Raw genomic sequence first — 15,036 nt, forward strand, 5'->3', positions numbered from 1 at the left:
TGACCAGGTCGAATCCGGTGACCAGCCAGCCCTCGTGCCCGTCGGGGAAGGGGAAGCGGCTGATCGGACCGTGCTCGCGCGCCTCGATCAGCTCCTTGGGCGGGTCGAAGGGACAGCCGGGCTGACGCGAGGTCGGCAGCGTTGTGACGGTGTGTTCCATGGCGTCCACCATCCCCGACCGCCCTGATACCGGGCCGTTGCCGTGCTGACACGGCGCTGACACGACACCGCATCAGACCTGATCGCCGCCGGCGGATGCTACGGCGACCCCTGTTCGCCGGTTTCGGGGTTGAGGGCGGGCGGACATGACCGGACTTCGCTGCCCTTGGCATCACGTCAGGGCGCACGCTGATCGGACGAGCAACGTGCACTCGCCCCGGACGCCGATCCCGACCGGTTCGGCGCCGCGCTCGTCGACGTCGAACGGCGCCTCGCCGGCCGCATCGACGATCTGACGGCGCGGCGCGACACGCTGCACCGGCTCGCCAACGGCGTTCGGGCCGTGCCACCCGACCGCGCCCGCGCGATCTGGGACCGGCTTCCCGGTCTCGGTGTCACCACGGAGGACATGACGATGCGCCGAGAGTCCCTGGTGCACTGTCTCGCCCGGATCGAGGGCGGACTGGAGGCCGCCCTGTTCACTGACATCCCGTACGCTCACGCCCATGCCTGTCGATCTGACCGCATGCCACTGTGTCCTCTGCAACGACCCCGGCGAGTTGGATCGTCGTGCTCAGCTGACGATCGAGAAGGTTCAGGAGTACGGCTGGCAAGTCGTGATGATTCCCCATGACGAGCACGGGCCGGGTTGGGCCTTCACCATCGGGCTGTGGCACCACTACCGCTCACCCGAGTTGGCCATGTTCGGCCTGGACATCCACGACATGCAGACCTGCCTCAACGCCCTCGGCGACAAGGTGGCCGCCGGCCTGACGCTGGAGGCTGGTCAAGAGTGGCACGACATCGTCGACCGGCACCCCGTCGCTCTCAAGGCAGTCGACCATCGCTGGCATCGAGCCTTCTTCGGCACGGCGATCGACTTCTACCAGCGGCCTCCCTTCCCGTTCCTCCAGGTCGTATGGCCTGCCCCGGATGGCTTCTTCCCCTGGCAACCGGAGGGGGACGACCGTTACCGCGACCACCAGCCCCGCCTGTGGGTGAGACCCGACGAACACCTTCCCGGCGTATGGACGCAAGACCTGTGAGCACGCGCGCCGCTTGAGGTGCCCTGCCCGGCGACATGACGGATCACCCCGATCGGACACGTCGTAGGCGGCCTACGCCCCAAGCTGCCAGGTGTCGGGGGGTCTCAGGGGTTCGGCGCCGTGCCGGTCAGGCTCCCCGCAGCCCAGCTCACGATGGCGGAGCCCTCATGAGACAGCCCAGGCCGGGGAGATCCGGACCTGGGCGTTGATCCTGTCCGTCAGGGAGCCAGGCCGTGGGCATCCATCCAGGACCGGATCGCCGACGCGATGGCCTCGGGCTGGTCCTCGGGCGTGTGGTGTCCGGCGATCGCGTCGTGCCCGGCGATCTCCAGGTTCGCCATGGTGGCCGCGCACCAGTCGAGGAGCGCGGGGCCCATCATGGTGCCAGGACCGGGCCGGAAGGTGATCAGCAGCTTCGGCACCTCGACGCTGGTGGCCAGCCACCTGTCGTAGGCCTCGACCCTGGCCACGACGTCCTCCGGCTCGCCGCCCAGAGGCATCGAACGCGGCCATCGCAGCAGCGGCAGGCGGCTTTCCCTGGTCGGGTACGGCCGGCCGTACACCTCGAGGTCCTCCGGTGACATCGCGGTGGCCATCGTGCCGGGGAGGCCCTGGAGGAGGAAGGCGTTGTCGTCGAGGATCATCTTCTCTCCCACGCCGTCGGTCTTGATGGCCCGGAACAGCTCGCGGCCGCCCTCGGGGAACTCTTCCCAGGTCATCGGCTTGACGATGGTCTCGGTGAAGGCGATGCCGCTGACCCGGCCCGGGTGGCGTGCGGCCCAGTCGAAAGCCAGCGCGCCGCCCCAGTCGTGGCCCACCAGGACCACGTCGTCCAGCGCGAGGGCGTCGAACCAGGCTTCCAGGTAGCGGGCGTGGTCGGCGAAGGTGTACTCGACGTCCGGCTTGCCGGACTCGCCCATGCCGATCAGGTCGGGGGCCAGCAGGCGTCCCGGTCCCATGGCGGGCAGGACATGGCGCCACAGGTGGGAGGAGGTCGGGTTGCCGTGCAGGAAGACGATCGGTCTCCCGGCGCCGGTCTCCCGATAGAACATCGTGGAGTCGAGGACTTGCTGGTTCGGCATCGTGCTTTCCTTCAGATGTTGAGTTGTGTCAGCCGGTGCACCGCGATCTCCAGGACGACCCTGCCGGGTGGAGCGGGTGGCGGCGAGAAGTAGCGTTCGGTGTAGCGGCGGACGGCCTCGGCCACCCGCGGCGGATCGTCCGACACCGTGGCGGAGCCTTCGAGGGTGACCCAGCGGTAGCCGTCGACCTGGCAGAGCGCGGCCCGACCGCCGGGCCGGGCGAGCAGGTTGCGTGCCTTGCGCGTCGTCGCGACGGTCAGCACCCGGGCCAGGCCCGCGGCGGCGTCCCAGGTGAACCGGACGGCCACGACGTGCGGGGACCCGTCGGGACGCAACGTGGTGAGGGTCGCGACGTACGGCTCCGCCAGGAACGCGGCGACGCGCGGGCTCAGGGCGGCGGCCGGGGCGTTCATCGGAACGCCGCCACGTGGCGGGCCGCCCACTCGGCGAACGTGCGCGGCGCGCGACCCAGGATCCGCTCGACGTCCGGGCTGACCCGCCGCTCGGCCTCGGTCGGGTCGCCGAGGATGGCGAGCGTGCCCTCGACGACCGCCTCCGGCATGAACTGCAGCATCTGCGCCCGGGCCTGCTCGCGGGTCTGCTCCACGAACCGCACCTTCACGCCCAGCGCCGCGGCGATCGCCGAGACGCGTTCCCGCGGGGTGACAGGCTCGGGTCCGGTCAACTCGTAGACACGACCGGCGTGCCCGGGCTCCCGCAGCACCACGGCCGCGACGTCGGCGATGTCGGCCGGGTCGATGGTGGGCAGTCCCACATCGGCGAAGGGGGCGGCGGCCGTGCGTTCGGCGCGGATCGGTTCGGCCCAGGCGAGGGCGTTGGAGTCGAACCCGGTCGGGCGCAGGATCGTCCACTCCAGCCCGGAGGCCCGGACCGCCTCCTCGAAGGTGACCGCATGGCGGTAGACCTGCGGCCTGGTCCCGGCGCCCTGGGAGGACAGCAGCACCACCCGGCGGATCCCGCCCGCCTTGGCCACTTCGAGGATCTCCTGCGGATCCTCGCCCGCCACCAGAAGGAACAACGCGTCGGCACCGGTGAAGGCCGCCTTCAGGCTCGCCGGGTCGGCCAGGTCGCCGGCGCTGTGCCGTACCCCTTCCGGCAGTGGCCCTGGGCGGCGGGACACCGCGGTCACCTGTTCGGCGGCGGCGGCGAGCGATCCGGTCAGCTCGCGTCCGACATTACCTGTGGCGCCAGTGACAACGATCATGGGAGGTCTCCGTGAGTGAGTTAGTTAGTTGGCTGACTGATTGGAACCGTAGCAGTCGCCGAAGGCAGGCGTCTACAGTCAGTCAGCCAACTTATTCGACGGCGATGTCCCCGCCGTCATGCCGCCCTTCGGGTTGGCGGGCCTCGGTCATCGCCGGGGTGGGTTCGGTGGAGCCGCGCAGGTGCACGCCTCGTCGAAAGCACAGGCTTGATGGGCCGGACCGCCCGCATCGCGGGGATCACGTTCGGACGGGACCGCATGGGTTTGCCCATTGACGTACGTGGTCTTCAGGCGGGCGAAGCGTAGATCACGAAATTGTCCCGGTAGTGGCCGGTTCGTCGGTCGAAAGGGCCCGCGCAGGTGATGAGTACCAGGCACGGCGGACCCGTGCGGGCGAAGACCTGTGCTGGAAGTTGCTCCTTGCGGTAGAAGCGGCGAGCGACGACGCGGTAGGAGCGGGAGCGTCCGTCGGCGGTACGCAGCAGCACCTGTTGTCCCAGCACCACTTGGGTCAACCGGAAGAAGGCCCCAGGACCTTGCCGGATGGAATCGACATGTCCAGCGATCACTACGCGGCCCGCGCCGGATCCAGGACCGGCCCCGCCGCTCCACCAGCCCAGCACGCGCGCACTTGAGGGGACCCGCAAAGCCCCGTGCGCGTCCACGCCGACCGGACGGATGTCCGCGCTGATCTGCAGGGCGGGAATGAAGAGGCGCACCGGCGGCGAACCTCCACCGCCGGCACGCGAGGTGGACCCGGCCGCATTCGGCGGGACGAGACTGGCCGCAGTCGGCGGGACGAGACCGGCCGCGGTTGACGGGACGAGACCGGCGTTCAGCGATGAGGGTGCGGAGGTGAGGGCGTTGCCGAGCAGTACGGTGCCGCCGCAGCAGGCGAGCACCGTACCGAGCAGCGTCATCGTCGCACCCGCCTGCTTCAGCGCTGCCTCACGCGGGCACGCCTCCACACCACGATGCCGGTGAGGGCGAGCGCCAAACCGGCGGCGAGCACGCCGGCGCCGAGGCCCTGCTGTCGCATCGTCCCGGCGCCGGCCTGGCCGCCGTCGCCGGCTGGAACCGCCCGTGGTGCGCCCAGCGTCTTCTGCGCTTCGAGCAGCCGGTCCAGATGCCCTTGGATGACCGGTGTGCTGGATGAGGCGATCTCCTTGGCCTTCGCCGAGGTGCCTTCCCGTAGTTCCCGCTCGCCCAGCTGCAACGCCATCCGGTGTCCTTCGATCATCGCTTGCGTCCACGCCTGGTCGAAGGCGGCGCCGGACAGGGCTGCCAGCCGCTTGTGAGCGGCCCGCTGGTTCGCCGACGGTCGTGATGGCAGTGACACCCGCAAGGCGCGCGCGGTCTGCTTGAGCGCGGCATCGAGCCTGGTGTGGTCGGCGATGAGATCGGCTCCGATCGCCCGGACGACGTCGGCCTCGGCCTTCTCCTGCGCGGCGGTTCCGGCGGCGATCTCGGCGAGGTTTCCTTGGTGTGCCTGACGGAGAAAGAGTGTGTCCTGCTCGGGAACCTTGGCCGTCGCTGACGCCGCCAGGCCTGTGGCCAGGAGCAGCGTGGCGGCCGCGACTGCGACCGCTACGAACGGGACGCGCAGTGACATCCGAACCCCCCAACACCCGTTTTGTGGGCCTTCTGCCCGTTTTGTCTGTTCCCGGGGGTTCGGGGGCACATGTGGACCACGCCACATTCGGTGACATTTTGTGATTATCTGATTACTGATCGCATGCACGGTTTGTCCCTGCCGCGCCTCGGGCATGAGAGCCGTCCCGTTAGAAGATCGTGATCTTTTGTCGGTCACATCCGCTCGTTGTGACGGCTCATAGAAACGAACGGCACGTCCTGGACAAGAGCATGAGGGGAGAACGATGCGAAACCTGTGTGATGGCCTTTACGGCCGTCGCCCTGGTCTCGGCAGCTTCTGCCTGCGGAGGAGGTGCGGGCACCGCAGGCGATGCCGGCACCAAGCCCGTCGACAAGGCGGCCCTGATCGACGCCATGACGAATAAAGTGCCGGAGACCAAGGAGCTCCCGGCTTCGACCCATGTCTGCGCCTCTTCTTGGGTTGCCCGGCCCTGCCGAGCCCGGGTCCGGCACCGCCTCATGGAGGACGCCATCTGTCCGTGGCTCAATCGATCGCCCTCGTCGTCGGCGGCATGCGGTACGGGCGGCTCGGCAGGGCGGTGACGGGCAGAAGAAGGTTCTGGAAGTCTGTGTGCCGCTGGATGTCGAGAATGTGGTGTCGGCTTCGTCCCAGGGACACGAGTGGCCACGGTGGGCCGCGTGACGAAGAGGGAGAACCACCATGAAGTACCTGCTGCTGAAGCACTACCGAGGCGGCCCCACCCCCGCTGTCAACTGTGTGCCGATGGACCGATGGACGCCGGAGGAGGTCGACGCGCACGTGCAGTACATGAGCGACTTCGCGGCCCGCCTGGAGGAGACGGGTGAGTTCGTCGACGGACAGGCACTGGCGCCCGAGGGCGCGTTCGTGCGGTACGACGGCGAGGGGCGCCCACCGGTGACCGACGGACCGTTCGCCGAGACCAAGGACCTCATCGCCGGCTGGATGGTCATCGACGTGGAGTCCTGGGATCGCGCGGTCCAGCTGGCCGGGGAACTGTCCGCCGCTCCCGGGGCCGGCGGCGAGCCGATCCACGAGTGGCTCGAGGTCCGGCCGTTTCTCGCCGAGGCGCCCACGGTGACCGAGTGACCACGGACCAAGGACCGAGTGAGCAGAGACCGAGTGACCGAGTGACCGAGTGAAAAAGTGAAAAAGTAAAAGAGTGAAAGAGTCGCTGCTGCGGGAGCTCGTGCCCGGGGTGATCGGGGTCCTCGTCCGGCGCGGAGCCGACTTCGCGTCGGCCGAGGACGCCGTGCAGGAGGCCCTGATCCGGGCGCTGGAAACCTGGCCGGACGATCCACCGCGCGATCCGAAGGCATGGCTCGTCGCGGTCGCGTGGCACAGGTTCCTCGACGCCGCCCGTGCCGAGGCGTCGCGGCGGGGGCGCGAACTGGCCGTGGAGGTCGAGCCTCCCGCCGGTCCGGTGCCCGCCACGGACGACACGCTGCGGCTCTACTTCCTGTGCGCGCACCCCACCCTGCCGCAGACCTCGGCCGTCGCCCTGACGCTGCGGGCGGTCGGTGGCCTGACCACGCGGCAGATCGCGACGGCGTACCTCGTCCCCGAGGCGACCATGGCGCAGCGGATCAGCCGGGCCAAGCGGCGGATCGCGGGGCTGCCGCTCGACCAGCCCGGCGATCTGGGGACGGTGCTGCGCGTGCTCTACCTCGTCTTCAACGAGGGGTACAGCGGAAAGGTCGACCTGGCGGCCGAGGCGATCCGCCTCACCCGCCAGGTCGTCGCCTTGACCGACGAGCCCGAGGTCGCGGGGCTGCTCGCGCTCATGCTGCTGCACCATGCGCGCCGCGCGTCTCGCACCGGCCCGGGAGGTCGCCTGGTGCCGCTCGGTGAGCAGGACCGCTCGCGCTGGGACACCGGCCTGATCGCCGAGGGGGTGACGATCCTGCAGGCCGCGCTGGCCCGCGACCGGCTGGGCGAATACCAGGCGCAGGCCGCGATCGCCGCCCTGCACGCGGACGCCAGGACGGCAGCCGAGACGGACTGGGTGCAGATCGTGGAGTGGTACGACGAACTGCTGCTCCTCACCGGCAGCCCGGTGGTGCGGCTCAACCGCGCGGTGGCGGTCGGGGAGGCCGACGGTCCGCAGGCCGGCCTGGCGGCGCTGGCTGACGTGCGCCCCGACCTGCCGCGTTACGCCGCGGTGACGGCATACCTGCACGAACGCGCCGGGAACCTCGAGCACGCCGCCGAGCTGTATGCCGAGGCCTCCCGCGCCGCTACCAGCGTGCCGGAGCGCGACCACCTCACGCGGGAGGCGGCACGGGTGCGGCAACTGCTGCGTCCGTGAGCTCCGCCTGGGCGAGGCGACGTCCGCGAGGTCGGATGGCGTATCGAACGGCGAAGGGCCCCGTCGCCGCGGCGGTCGATGCCACGCGGCCTAGGATCGGGTCATGCCCTTGACCGTGAACGACGTCGACCGGTTCGAGGCTTCCAGGCCGCGTCTGGAAGCCATCGCCTACCGTCTGCTCGGCTCCGCCGGGGAGGCGGAGGACGCCGTGCAGGAGACGTTCCTGCGCTGGCAGGCCGCCGACGTCGACCGTATCGAGGTCCCCGAGGCCTGGCTGACGAAGGCCCTCACCAACCTGTGCCTCAACCAGCTCACCTCCGCGCGGGCGCGCCGGGAGACCTACGTGGGCCAATGGCTTCCCGAGCCGCTGCTCGGCGGGGATTCGATGCTCGGCCCGGCCGAAACCGCCGAGCAGCGCGAATCGGTCTCGTACGCGGTCCTCACCCTCATGGAGCGCCTTTCCCCCAACGAGCGGGCGGTGTACGTGCTGCGGGAGGCCTTCGACTACCCGCACCGGGAGATCGCCGAGATCCTCGACGTCACCGAGGCCGCCAGCCAGCAGATCTTCCACCGTGCCAAGAAGCACGTCGCGGACGGCAAGGCCCGCACCGAGATCGACGAGGCCACCGCCCGGCGGATCGTCGAGGAGTTCCTGGCGGCCGCCACCAGCGGCCGGACCGAGCCGCTCGTGCGCCTGCTCACCGCGGACGCCGTCTCCGTCGGCGACGGCGGCGGGAAGGTCCCGGCCCGTGCGAAGGCGTTCGAGGGCGCAGTCGCGGTCGCGAGGTTCCTGTGGGGCCTGTTCAAACCCGGCAAGGCGAAGCGCGCCCTGGTCGGCGGCACATCCGAGATCTACGCCTGGACCGCCAACGGCGACCCCGCCGTCGTGGCCGTCGTGGGCGGCCGGGTCGTCGGCGTCATGTGTCTGGAGGTCACCGCCGAGGGCATCGCCGCATTCCGTCACCAGGTCAACCCCGACAAGCTCGAACGCGCGACCGCGCAGTGGGCGGCCACCGACCACGGGGAGCCCCTGTTCAGCGTCTGACCCGTCATGTGAGGTGTTTCACATCGCGTTCCTGTCAGGAAACGGCGGGCTGCCCGGTTCAAGGGGCGAACCCGCGTAGGACAGGAGCAAGGACATGCAGCACCGCATCGTCGTCCTCGGAGCCGGATACGCCGGAGCCGTCGCCGCCGGCCGCCTCGCCAAGCGGCTCCACCGCGAGGACGTGGCCATCACCCTCGTCAACGCCGAGCCCGACTTCGTCGAACGCGTCCGCATGCACCAGCTGGCGGCCGGCCAGGACCTCAGGCCCCGGCCGTTCAGCGAGATGTTCGCGGGCACCGGCGTCGAACTGAGGCTCGCGAAGGTCACCGGCGTCGACGTCGACCGCAAGACGGTCGCCGTCGTCGACGCGAACGGCGCCGGAGAGCTCGCCTACGACACGCTCGTCTACGCCCTCGGCAGCGGCTCGAACGCCCAGGACGTCCCCGGGACCGCCGAGCACGCCTATGAGATCGCCGGCCGTCCCGGAGCGCTCCGGCTGCGCGAGCGCCTGGCCCGCCTCGACGCCGGGCAGGCCGTGGTCGTCGTCGGCGGCGGTCTCACCGGCCTGGAGGCCGCCACCGAGATCGCCGAGGCCCGGCCGGACCTCGACGTCGCCCTCGTCGCCCGCGGCGGCCTCGGCGACTGGCTCTCGCCCAAGGGCCGCGAGCACCTGCGCAGAGTGTTCGGCAAGCTCGGGATCACCGCGCACGAGCACGCCGCCGTCACCGGCGTCGAAGCCGATCACGTCGCCACCGCCGACGGCAAGGTCATCCCGGCCGCGGTCACCGTGTGGACCACCGGCTTCGCGGTCCACCCGATCGCGCAGGCGACCGCCCTGGAGGTCACCGCCAGCGGCCAGATCGTGGTCGACGGGACGATGCGCTCGGTCTCGCACCCGGACGTGTACGCCGTGGGCGACGCGGCCATGGTGACGGGTCCCGGCGGCAAGCCGCTGCGGATGTCGTGCGCCTCGGGAACCCCGACCGCGTGGCAGGCCGCCGGCGCGATCGCGGCGCGCCTGACCGGCGGGAAGCTCCCGAACGTGCCGATCCGCTACTTCAACCAGTGCGTCTCGCTGGGCCGTCAGGAGGGCTTGATCCAGTACGTCACCGCCGACGACCGCGCCGTGCGGGCGGTCCTGACCGGACGGCTCGCCGCCGTCTACAAGGAGCTGATCTGCAAGAGCGCCGCATGGGCCGTCGCCAACCCGACGCTCCGGCTGCCGACCCGGCGCCGCCGCGTCACCCGGCAGCGGGCCGCGGCGGCCTCGGCCGTCGGGGAGACGGCGTAACCTTCGGTCCGGCCTCGCCGAGGGGCGGGCACAGGTTTCCCCTGTCTCGACGCCTGGCCGGACAGGCAGCGGTGCGGGCCGGCTCGCCTGCCCGAGCGGTCGTGCACCGCCTCACCTCATGGTTTCCAGCGTTCGGGTCGCCGCCGCGATCTGCCGATCCACCGGCTCGCCGTTCAGCAGCGCGGCGCCGACCCCCTCGACGGCGAAGGTCGCCGCCCACACGCGTGCCCTCCGGTACGTCTCGCCGTCGACGGCCGCCGCGACCGCCTCCCACCCGTGCCAGGCGAGGCAGGCGGCGTCGACCGCGGGGTCGAAGGGCGAGGCGAGGTCCCAGTCGAGGACGCCCACCACGGCGCCGTCCGGCCCCCAGCGCACGTTGTCGCCCGCCAGGTCGCCGTGGACGAGCCGGGCCGGCACCGGCCCCAGTCCGGCGGCGGCCTCGATCCTGCGCCGCGCCTCGCCGCGCACGTGACCCGGCAGCCTGGGCAGGACTTCCTCGAGGAGCAGTTCCTCCCAGCGTTCCCGTCCCGCGTAGGCGTGCGGGACGTCCAGCAGGTCCTCGACGGCGGTGACGTCGACGGCCGCGAGAGCTTCCAGGAGTCCGCGCAGCCGTACGGGATCGCCGCTGCCCTTGGGGTGCGCGGCGCCGCCGACCCAGCTCAGCGCCACGGCCGCGAGGCCGTCGACCGTCGTGACAGGACCGAGTGGCTCGGGCACGCGGAACGGGAGGCCGAGCGCGGCCAGGCGGGCCAGCAGCGCCGTACGCCTGGGCAGCTCGGCCGCGGCGCTCTCGTGGCGCGCCACCCGTACGGCCGCCACGCCCGGCAGCAGCACGACGTCGTGGAACTGCCCGCCGGCCAGGACGGCGCCGTCCACGGGCGTCCCCGGCAGGACCGCCGCGGCGATCTCGATCAGCCGATCCCTCACGCGCCCGCGCCGCCGAGCCTGCCGTGCCGACAGCCGTTGTCCCGCATCCGCCCTCCCAGCCTTGCCGAAGAGTCGATCATGCAGGACGTCGCCCAGCCGCGGCAAGGCGCGTCGGGTGGGTCTCAGCCGGGACGGCCGGCGCCGTCGGCGTGCCGCCCGATCCCGATCGCTAGTCCTCGGGCAGCGTCTGGCCCAGCTTGCGCAGCAGGTCGGTGAGGGTGCTTCGCTCCGAATCGGTCAGGCCGGAAAGCAGCTGGGTCTCATGGCGCACGTGCGCCACGATGGCGTCGTCGATGACCTGCAGGCCCTGGTCGGTCAGCTTGACCAGCCGGCCGCGCGCGTCGTCCTCGGCGGCTCGGCGGGCGACCAGCCCGGCCCGCTCCAACCGGTCCACCCGCTTGGTGACGGCCCCGGAGGTGACCATGGTCGCCCCCCACAGCTCGCCGGCGGTCAGCTCGTACGGCTCGCCGGCGCGGCGCAGCGTGGCCAGCACGTCGAACTCGCCCCGGCCCAGGTCATAGCGGGCGAAGACGCGCAGCAGCCGCTCGTGGAAAGCCCAGTGCAGCCGGCTGATCCGCCCGATCACGTGCATCGGGCTGGGGTCGAGGTCAGGCCGCTCGCGGCGCCACTGCGCGACGATCCGATCCACGCCGTCAGGGTCGGTGGGCGTTGTCATGCCTTGACTATAGCTTCCCCGGAAAATAAGTTATCTTCCGTGGAAGATAAATGCCGCCGCAGCGGCCGGCCACTCCTCGCCGCGGGTGTGACGGCGCTGGCACCGGCGATCTGGGGGAGCACCTATCTGGTGGCGACCGAGTGGTTGCCGCCGGACCGCCCGCTGCTGGCCGCCACCGTGCGGGCGCTTCCCGCGGGTCTCATCCTGATGGTCTTCGCCCGCACGCTGCCGACCGGGATCTGGCTATGGCGCGCCCTGGTGCTCGGGACGCTCAACATCGGCGCGTTCAACTTCCTGCTGTTCGTCGCGGCCTACCACCTGCCAGGGGGTACAGCGGCGATGATCATGGCGGTGCAGCCGATGCTGGTCCTGGTCCTGGCGGCGCTCCTCATCGGGGACAGCATCCGGTACCAGCAGGTGGCAGCCTGCGTCCTGGGCGCAGGCGGCGTGGCGCTGCTGGTGTTCAAGGGGACGGCGGCAGCCGATGTCGTCGGTGTGGCGGCGGCCCTGGCCGGAGCGGCCTGCATGGCTGCCGGCATCACGCTGACCAAACTGTGGGGACGCCCGGCCGGAGTGGGACTCCTTCCCTTCACCGGCTGGCAACTCGTCGCGGGCGGACTCGTGTTGTCGCCCTTCACGCTGGCCGTCGAAGGGCTGCCGACCACCATCAGCGGCACCAACATCATCGGGTTCGGCTATCTGATGTCCCTGGGCGCCGTCATCAGCTATGCGATCTGGTTCCGCGGGATCGAACGGTTGCCGGCCCCGGCGGTCTCCTTCCTCGCCCTGGTCAGCCCGATCGTCGCGACCCTCCTCGGATACCTGTTCCTCCGCCAGACGCTGTCGGTTCCGCAGCTGGCCGGAACCGTGGTGATCATCGCTGCCGTCCTGCTCGCGCAACCCTGGCCGGGCGACGCAGGGGGCGGCGCCCGATTTCGGGCGCCATCGCCGTTCATCCGGACAAACAGAGAGAAGCAATGACCACACAGACCACACACGATGAGCACCCGCACTCGGCCCTGAGGTCATGGCTGGGTGTCGCCGTCATCACGGCCAGCCTGTTCGTCTTCGTCACGACCGAGCTGATGCCCGTCGGCCTTCTTACTCCGGTGAGCGCAAGCCTGGGCATATCTGTGGGAATCGCCGGGCTGATGGTCACCTTGTACGGCATCTCGGCCGGGCTGGGCGTCCCGTTCATCGTGGCCTGGACCAGGCGGGTCAACCGGCGCGTCCTGCTGTCCGCGCTGCTGGCGGTACTGGTCCTGGGCAACCTGGTCACCGCCGTCTCGCCGAACTTTCCGCTGGTCTTGACGACGCGGCTGGTCATGGGATTCGCCAACGGGGTGTTCTGGGCCATCGGCGTGAGCATGGCGATGCGCCTCGTTCCGGGCCGCCACGCGAGCAGGGCGGCCGCGGTCGCGTTGTCCGGCATCTCGATCGCCACGGTGGTGGGCATCCCGCTGGGAACCTTCCTCGAGAGCCTCACCAGCTGGCGCACGACGTTTCTCATCTGGAGCGGCCTCGGCGCGCTGGTGTTCCTCGCGGTCGCTGCCGTCATTCCCTCGCTGCCGTCGGAGAACGCGGTCCCGGTCCGGGAGGTCTTCGGGCTCCCGCTCAAGAACACCCGGCTACGTGCGGTGATGTTCACCGTCGTGCTGTACGTGCTCGGCCACTTCGGGGCGTACACCTTTCTGCGCCCCTTCGTGGAGGACGGCTCAGCCGCCACGCCCGCCTTCATCACCGCACTGCTGGTGATCTATGGTGTCGGAGGCGCGGCCGGGAACTTCGTCGCCGGATACACCGCGACCAAGAATCTGAGGGCGAGCTTCGTCGTCGCCTGCGCGGGACTCGTGGCGTCCTTGCTGCTGTTGCTCACGATCGGTCACGTACAGGTCGGCCTGATCGTCTCGGTGGCCCTGTGGGGAGTCTCCTTCGGCGCCGTGAACCTGTGCCAGATCAACATGACGCTCGCCGCCGCGCCCGACACCTTCGAAGCGGCCATGTCACTCAACACCTTGGGATACAACACGGCCATCGCGCTCGGAGCGTTCTTCGGTGGGGTGTTCGCCGACAACGTGGGTGTCAGGAGTGCCTTCTGGTTCGGTGTGGCGCTGATGGCGGCTTCGCTGGCCGTCACCCTCGTCACTCGCCGGAAGACCTCGGCCGCCCTCCCCGAGGAGGTGATGGCCGCCGGTGGATGAGCCGGTCCCATGAGCGAGCGGGGCGCACGCCGCGACGGCGTGCGCCCAGGGGAGTGCGTTCCCCGGCTATGCGTCGCGGGAGGAGGCGGTCCGGCGGACGGCGAAGCCGGCCAGGAGGCACATGGCGCCGGCGACCGCCATGCCGGATGCAGGACCCAGCGCCGCCATCACCCCGGTGGCCGCCGCCAGGGTGAGTGTTTCCACGCTCATCCGCGCCGTGCTGAACAGTGCGGCGCCCGCACCTCCGCGCTGGGAGGGCACGTACGTCAGTGCCTGCCCGTCAGGGACGCCTTCGGTCAGGCCGAGACACAGTCCGATGACCCCGGCCGCGGCGAGAAGAACGGCAGGATGGTCGGTGACCTGCAGGACGAGCGCGGTGGCGGTGCAGGCCGACAACGCGGTTGTCACCAGCGGCCGAGCCGCCCGGCGGGCGAGCCGTGCGGCGACAAGCGGCAGGACCGTGGACGGCACGGTCAGCAGGCTGAGCATGACCGCGGCCTCGCCTGGGCCCATGTCTCGGACAGCGGCGAGCTGCGGGAGCACGGTCAACCCCACCACGAGCATCCCCATGAAGGCGCCCGTCGCCAGGGCGTACGCCCGGTAGGCGGGGATCCGCAACAGGTCCAGGGGGATCGCGGGATCGGACGCGCGCCGTTCCACGCGGACGAGCCCGGTGGCGGCGGCCGCCGCGACGAGCACGAGCGCGCCCGGCCCCCACCAGGCGACGCCGGTCCCCAGGCCCAGCCCGAGTGCGGTCACCGCGGCGGCGATGGTCAGCCCGAACAGGACGGCTCCGGCACGGTCGAAGTCGTCGGGCACCTCGGGGCTGCGAAGACCAGGAAGCCCGAGTGTGGTCAGGGCCGCGACGGCGGCGACGGCCGCCGGCGCGACGAAGACGAGGGGCCAGCCTCCGACGGCCGTGAGGGCCTGGGCGACGACCGGTCCCAGCGCCAGGCTGCTGCCCAGCACGGCGCCCGCGTAGCCGTACACCCGAGGACGCTCCTCCGGCGGGTAGACGGCCAGGACCATCGACGATCCGCCGGCGGCGCACATGGCCGCCCCGACGCCGGCGACCGCGCGAAGGGCGACCAGAGACGGCAGGTCCGGGGCGAAGGCGGACAGGATCCCGGTGGCCGCGACGACGATGTTGCCGACGGCGAAGAACCGGGTGCGGGCGGTGCGATCCGCGCTCGCCCCCGCCAGCAGGAGGGCCGCGGCGAAGAGCCCGTTGTAGGCGAGGACGATCCACGGACCCAGGGCGTCCGCACCTGGGAGCCGCGCGCTCACATCGGGGACGATCGCCGTCGCGCCGGTGATCGCGAGCGGGAAGACCGCGGTGGAGATGAGGTCGGCGACAAGGACACGCCGACGTTGACGAAGAGACAAGGCGAACACGGATGCGCTCCGGAACAAGGGAAGTCCGAGCGCCCCGAAGGCGCTCCT

Annotated in this window: 16 protein-coding genes and 1 pseudogene; 7 read left to right on the forward strand and 10 right to left on the reverse strand. The window is 70.9% G+C overall.

The window, feature by feature from the left end; translation table 11 throughout:
* Nucleotides 1-160, reverse strand: a pseudogene (locus ACWENQ_RS27075) (cytochrome P450); the annotation flags it as partial.
* 171 nt (nucleotides 161-331) lie between these two features.
* Complete coding sequence (locus ACWENQ_RS27080) at nucleotides 332-667, reverse strand: hypothetical protein (RefSeq protein WP_452416778.1); 336 nt, start codon at nucleotides 665-667, stop codon at nucleotides 332-334.
* Between ACWENQ_RS27080 and ACWENQ_RS27085 the strand changes: the two genes are divergently transcribed.
* Nucleotides 666-1,205, forward strand: a complete 540-nt coding sequence (locus tag ACWENQ_RS27085; RefSeq protein WP_452416779.1) for a DUF4262 domain-containing protein — start codon at nucleotides 666-668, stop codon at nucleotides 1,203-1,205. The genes ACWENQ_RS27080 and ACWENQ_RS27085 overlap by 2 nt on opposite strands.
* Nucleotides 1,206-1,423: 218 nt before the next feature.
* Here the strand turns inward: ACWENQ_RS27085 and ACWENQ_RS27090 are convergent, their stop codons facing one another.
* The 5 genes from ACWENQ_RS27090 to ACWENQ_RS27110 form a co-directional block, all read right to left on the reverse strand.
* Entirely contained in the window at nucleotides 1,424-2,287 is an 864-nt protein-coding gene (locus ACWENQ_RS27090; protein WP_452416781.1) for a haloalkane dehalogenase, read from the reverse strand.
* 11 nt (nucleotides 2,288-2,298) lie between these two features.
* Nucleotides 2,299-2,700 (reverse strand): pyridoxamine 5'-phosphate oxidase family protein, encoded by a 402-nt coding sequence (locus ACWENQ_RS27095; protein ID WP_449927059.1) that lies wholly within the window; start codon nucleotides 2,698-2,700, stop codon nucleotides 2,299-2,301.
* Complete coding sequence (locus ACWENQ_RS27100) at nucleotides 2,697-3,512, reverse strand: NAD(P)H-binding protein (protein ID WP_452416783.1); 816 nt, start codon at nucleotides 3,510-3,512, stop codon at nucleotides 2,697-2,699. Before ACWENQ_RS27100 ends, ACWENQ_RS27095 begins: the two co-directional genes overlap by 4 nt.
* A gap of 287 nt (nucleotides 3,513-3,799) precedes the next feature.
* On the reverse strand, nucleotides 3,800-4,432 hold the full coding sequence (locus ACWENQ_RS27105) for a class F sortase (RefSeq protein ID WP_452416784.1): 633 nt from the start codon (nucleotides 4,430-4,432) through the stop codon (nucleotides 3,800-3,802).
* Between the two features lie 17 nt (nucleotides 4,433-4,449).
* Entirely contained in the window at nucleotides 4,450-5,124 is a 675-nt protein-coding gene (locus ACWENQ_RS27110) for a DUF4142 domain-containing protein (RefSeq protein WP_452416786.1), read from the reverse strand.
* Between the two features lie 702 nt (nucleotides 5,125-5,826).
* Here ACWENQ_RS27110 and ACWENQ_RS27115 point away from each other — a divergent pair.
* From ACWENQ_RS27115 to ACWENQ_RS27130, 4 genes are all read left to right on the forward strand, one after another.
* Nucleotides 5,827-6,234: a YciI family protein gene (locus ACWENQ_RS27115; RefSeq protein ID WP_449927049.1), complete on the forward strand. Its 408-nt coding sequence runs from the start codon at nucleotides 5,827-5,829 to the stop codon at nucleotides 6,232-6,234.
* Between the two features lie 73 nt (nucleotides 6,235-6,307).
* Nucleotides 6,308-7,453 carry an RNA polymerase sigma factor gene (locus ACWENQ_RS27120; protein WP_449927047.1) on the forward strand — a complete coding sequence of 382 codons (1,146 nt, stop codon included), beginning with the start codon at nucleotides 6,308-6,310 and terminating at the stop codon, nucleotides 7,451-7,453.
* Between the two features lie 103 nt (nucleotides 7,454-7,556).
* Nucleotides 7,557-8,498, forward strand: coding sequence for an RNA polymerase sigma-70 factor (locus tag ACWENQ_RS27125; RefSeq protein WP_449927044.1), 942 nt, complete (start codon nucleotides 7,557-7,559; stop codon nucleotides 8,496-8,498).
* A gap of 94 nt (nucleotides 8,499-8,592) precedes the next feature.
* Nucleotides 8,593-9,789: an NAD(P)/FAD-dependent oxidoreductase gene (locus tag ACWENQ_RS27130; RefSeq protein ID WP_452416787.1), complete on the forward strand. Its 1,197-nt coding sequence runs from the start codon at nucleotides 8,593-8,595 to the stop codon at nucleotides 9,787-9,789.
* Between the two features lie 111 nt (nucleotides 9,790-9,900).
* Here ACWENQ_RS27130 and ACWENQ_RS27135 read toward each other — a convergent pair whose 3' ends face one another.
* Nucleotides 9,901-10,716 carry a phosphotransferase family protein gene (locus ACWENQ_RS27135; RefSeq protein ID WP_452416789.1) on the reverse strand — a complete coding sequence of 272 codons (816 nt, stop codon included), beginning with the start codon at nucleotides 10,714-10,716 and terminating at the stop codon, nucleotides 9,901-9,903.
* A 169-nt stretch (nucleotides 10,717-10,885) separates the two neighbouring features.
* The gene (locus ACWENQ_RS27140; RefSeq protein ID WP_354918835.1) at nucleotides 10,886-11,392 is read right to left on the reverse strand and encodes a MarR family winged helix-turn-helix transcriptional regulator; all 507 of its coding nucleotides are present in this window, start codon (nucleotides 11,390-11,392) and stop codon (nucleotides 10,886-10,888) included.
* A gap of 87 nt (nucleotides 11,393-11,479) precedes the next feature.
* On the opposite strand from ACWENQ_RS27140, the gene ACWENQ_RS27145 reads away from it, so the two are divergent.
* Together ACWENQ_RS27145 and ACWENQ_RS27150 are read left to right on the forward strand one after the other, a co-directional pair.
* Nucleotides 11,480-12,373 (forward strand): EamA family transporter, encoded by an 894-nt coding sequence (locus ACWENQ_RS27145; protein WP_452416791.1) that lies wholly within the window; start codon nucleotides 11,480-11,482, stop codon nucleotides 12,371-12,373.
* Nucleotides 12,370-13,593 carry an MFS transporter gene (locus ACWENQ_RS27150; RefSeq protein WP_449927037.1) on the forward strand — a complete coding sequence of 408 codons (1,224 nt, stop codon included), beginning with the start codon at nucleotides 12,370-12,372 and terminating at the stop codon, nucleotides 13,591-13,593. The genes ACWENQ_RS27145 and ACWENQ_RS27150 overlap by 4 nt, the downstream gene beginning before the upstream one ends.
* A 66-nt stretch (nucleotides 13,594-13,659) precedes the next feature.
* Here ACWENQ_RS27150 and ACWENQ_RS27155 read toward each other — a convergent pair whose 3' ends face one another.
* The gene (locus tag ACWENQ_RS27155) at nucleotides 13,660-14,988 is read right to left on the reverse strand and encodes an MFS transporter (protein ID WP_452416792.1); all 1,329 of its coding nucleotides are present in this window, start codon (nucleotides 14,986-14,988) and stop codon (nucleotides 13,660-13,662) included.
* Nucleotides 14,989-15,036 lie beyond the last annotated feature (48 nt).

The sequence above is a fragment of the Nonomuraea sp. NPDC004354 genome (assembly GCF_053602555.1).

Excerpts from the sequence above, each read along its gene's own strand:
- ACWENQ_RS27085 (WP_452416779.1), top strand. The coding sequence starts at position 666 with ATGCCTGTCGATCTGACCGCATGCCACTGTGTCCTCTGCAACGACCCC.
- ACWENQ_RS27080 (WP_452416778.1), bottom strand. The coding sequence starts at position 667 with ATGGGCGTGAGCGTACGGGATGTCAGTGAACAGGGCGGCCTCCAGTCC.
- ACWENQ_RS27090 (WP_452416781.1), bottom strand. The coding sequence starts at position 2,287 with ATGCCGAACCAGCAAGTCCTCGACTCCACGATGTTCTATCGGGAGACC.
- ACWENQ_RS27095 (WP_449927059.1), bottom strand. The coding sequence starts at position 2,700 with ATGAACGCCCCGGCCGCCGCCCTGAGCCCGCGCGTCGCCGCGTTCCTG.
- ACWENQ_RS27100 (WP_452416783.1), bottom strand. The coding sequence starts at position 3,512 with ATGATCGTTGTCACTGGCGCCACAGGTAATGTCGGACGCGAGCTGACC.
- ACWENQ_RS27105 (WP_452416784.1), bottom strand. The coding sequence starts at position 4,432 with ATGACGCTGCTCGGTACGGTGCTCGCCTGCTGCGGCGGCACCGTACTG.
- ACWENQ_RS27110 (WP_452416786.1), bottom strand. The coding sequence starts at position 5,124 with ATGTCACTGCGCGTCCCGTTCGTAGCGGTCGCAGTCGCGGCCGCCACG.
- ACWENQ_RS27115 (WP_449927049.1), top strand. The coding sequence starts at position 5,827 with ATGAAGTACCTGCTGCTGAAGCACTACCGAGGCGGCCCCACCCCCGCT.
- ACWENQ_RS27125 (WP_449927044.1), top strand. The coding sequence starts at position 7,557 with ATGCCCTTGACCGTGAACGACGTCGACCGGTTCGAGGCTTCCAGGCCG.
- ACWENQ_RS27130 (WP_452416787.1), top strand. The coding sequence starts at position 8,593 with ATGCAGCACCGCATCGTCGTCCTCGGAGCCGGATACGCCGGAGCCGTC.
- ACWENQ_RS27140 (WP_354918835.1), bottom strand. The coding sequence starts at position 11,392 with ATGACAACGCCCACCGACCCTGACGGCGTGGATCGGATCGTCGCGCAG.
- ACWENQ_RS27150 (WP_449927037.1), top strand. The coding sequence starts at position 12,370 with ATGACCACACAGACCACACACGATGAGCACCCGCACTCGGCCCTGAGG.